The 2,605-nt window shown below is 46.9% G+C and carries 2 protein-coding genes; both read right to left on the bottom strand.

Annotation, left to right across the window (positions count from 1 at the left end; translation table 11 throughout):
• Positions 1-181: 181 nt before the first annotated feature.
• A complete protein-coding gene (locus BACCELL_RS15350) occupies positions 182-1,669 on the bottom strand; it encodes a SusC/RagA family TonB-linked outer membrane protein (RefSeq protein ID WP_007212797.1) in 1,488 nt (495 codons plus the stop codon).
• Positions 1,623-2,605 (bottom strand): RagB/SusD family nutrient uptake outer membrane protein (locus tag BACCELL_RS15355; RefSeq protein ID WP_248604799.1); only part of this gene is annotated, 983 nt, incomplete at its 5' end. The genes BACCELL_RS15350 and BACCELL_RS15355, both read right to left, overlap by 47 nt.

Genomic DNA, 2,605 nt, shown 5'->3' on the forward strand with positions numbered 1-2,605 from the left:
AGTTATAAAGCGGTGCGGTAGCTGCTTCCAGAGCCTCGTCAGTGTCGAAGAAGGTCTCTTGGTTGGCACTGGTGGTATTATCGTGTGTCAAGAAGTCCTCGCAGGAACTCAATACCAATGAACCGGTCAATGTTGCTATGATTAATATCTTATTTTTCATACGTATAATTCTTTTAAAGGATTAGAAGGATATGTTTAATCCGAATGTGTAGATGCGTGGCGAAGGATAACGCCCGTAGTCCACACCTGTCATTAATGCATCTCCATAGATGGCACCTACTTCAGGGTCGAGGCCTTTGTATTTGCTCCAGGTGTATACATTCTGTATGTTGGCATAGATTCTCGCATTGTTGAGGAAAATCTTGTTTATCCATTTCTTGGGGAATGTATAGCCGATGGAAATATTCTGGAGGCGGATGTAAGAAGCGTCTTCTACAAGCATATCGCTGATACGGGTGAAGTTATTGTTAGCATCCGATTCCTGCAAAGCCGGCAATGTAGTGGCAGAGCCGTTTACTACATGGAGGTTACGATAGTCGTCATCCGGACCGTTGGGGTCTATCAAGCCTATCTGTGCATAGTTCAGCGAAGATTTGAGTATGTTACCGTTGGAGCGGGGATCTTCAATACGGTAGCGGGTCAGATTCAAAGCCTTGTTGCCGTAAGACCCCGAGAAGAATATTGTCAGATCGAATCCTTTGTAAGAGAATGTATTACCGATACCGTAAGTGAACTTTGGTTCCGGGTTTCCGATGTAGGTACAGTCTTCGTTGTTGATGACCCCGTCACCGTTGCGGTCCTCATAGATATAGTCGCCTATCCACGTACTGTTCTTGGCAATTGTATTACCTTCGGGTATGGCTACTTGCTTCACGTTGCCATCGGCATCTTTGTAGTAGAAATCCGTCGGTTCATCGAAACGTCCGATTACTTTGTAGCCCCAGAATTGTCCGATAGGCTGTCCTACGGTCGTTTTGGTTACGATGTAGCTTGCGGAACTGGGTTGATAACTCTTTTCAATGGAAGAATTGTCCGTATCGAGTTCCAGTACTTTGTTACGGTTGAGTGAGAATACGAGGTTGGATGTCCATTGGAAATCCTTGTTTGTGATGTTAGTCGTATTCACGGTAAGCTCGATACCTTTGTTCTCAAGAGAACCTACATTACCCCAAGGATTGGAAGCGGCACCTTGTCCACTTGAACCGAGATAGGCGGGCAAGGGGAGTTGCAGCAACAGATTTTTAGTCTTCTTATAATATACATCGGCGATTACTTCGATACGGTTCTGGAATAAACCGAGGTCGATACCTACGTTATAAGAATGAGTGGTTTCCCATGTCAGGTCAGGGTTGGCGGTATTGCCTGTCAGTACACCGGTTCCCCAGGGAGTGGTTTTGTAAGAGAGCAGTGCCATATAAGCATAGTCGCTAACGTTCTGGTTACCCGTGGCACCCCAACCTGCGCGGAGTTTCAGGTTGTTGATAATTGCGTTGTTGCGCAGGAATGATTCCTGTGACGCACGCCATGCAAGAGCCACTGCCGGAAACCAACCCCACTTATTGCCTTTGGCGAATTTGGAGGAACCGTCCCGACGAATGGTAGCGGTCAGCAGGTAGCGTTCGTCAAAAGAGTAGAAGGCACGTCCGAAGAAGGAAGCGATGGAATTCATACCCTCCGTTCTTGGTGTTGAGATCCGGATAATATTCACCTACGGTGGCGATAGTGTAATGGCGGCGGGTACGGTCTTGAGGATCGTAAGCGCGTACAAGGTCATAAGAGGCATAAGTGGCATTACCCCAGTTCTGTTCGCTTACCATAGTAGACCAGCCAAAATAGGTTGATATGGAATTATTGCATCCCCAACCGATGGCATCCGTGCTACCCTGCAACCACTGCAACTGGAAGATGGCTTCACTGTTGTTGTTGCATGTGCTTGGTGCGAAGAGGTCTCCATAGTTGTCGAGAAGTGAATATGGGCCTTCTTCGATCACCTTCGTGGCAGCTTTGCGCGCCATATCCAGATAGTACGTGTTGCGCGAACCGCGGTTGAAATCAGTAGCTATATTACTGCCGTTGTATTCGCCTTCAGTAGTCAAACCTGCCATAGAGAGATACATACGCGACAGAATAGCGTAAGCACTGTAACAAGTGACGCGACCTACATCAGATGCTGTCTTGCTGAGGTTGACTGCTGCATATTCGAGGTCGCGGATAGCGAATTCTATCACATCCACACCACGGTTGGCAGGAACCACAGAGTTATTTACTTGTTCTGCCGTATTTTCATAGATGATACCTTTGTTCCATAAAGAGCCGATGTACCAGTATGCCAGTCCGCGCATGAAGCGTGCTTCGGCATAAGCTTGTACTTTGGCTTTTTCACTGACTTGCGGACCGGAATAATCCTTAATATTGTTGATGGCGTAGTTGGATTGTGCCACTACGGAGTAGAAAGATCCCCAGGCATCTTCAAGTCCCGGACTCAATGCTGTTTCCGTAAAGTTAGTATAAGGATAGATATAGTCTGACCAACGGGCGGTGATGTTGTTTGCACGTCCGTCTCCCATGCTATAGTAGGCTTTATCATTAAAACTGTTCCACACAT

It is taken from the genome of Bacteroides cellulosilyticus DSM 14838 (assembly GCF_000158035.1).
Taxonomy (GTDB): Bacteria; Bacteroidota; Bacteroidia; order Bacteroidales; family Bacteroidaceae; genus Bacteroides; species Bacteroides cellulosilyticus.

Coding starts and splice junctions, on each gene's coding strand:
- BACCELL_RS15350 (WP_007212797.1), bottom strand. CDS start 1,669: ATGAATTCCATCGCTTCCTTCTTCGGACGTGCCTTCTACTCTTTTGAC.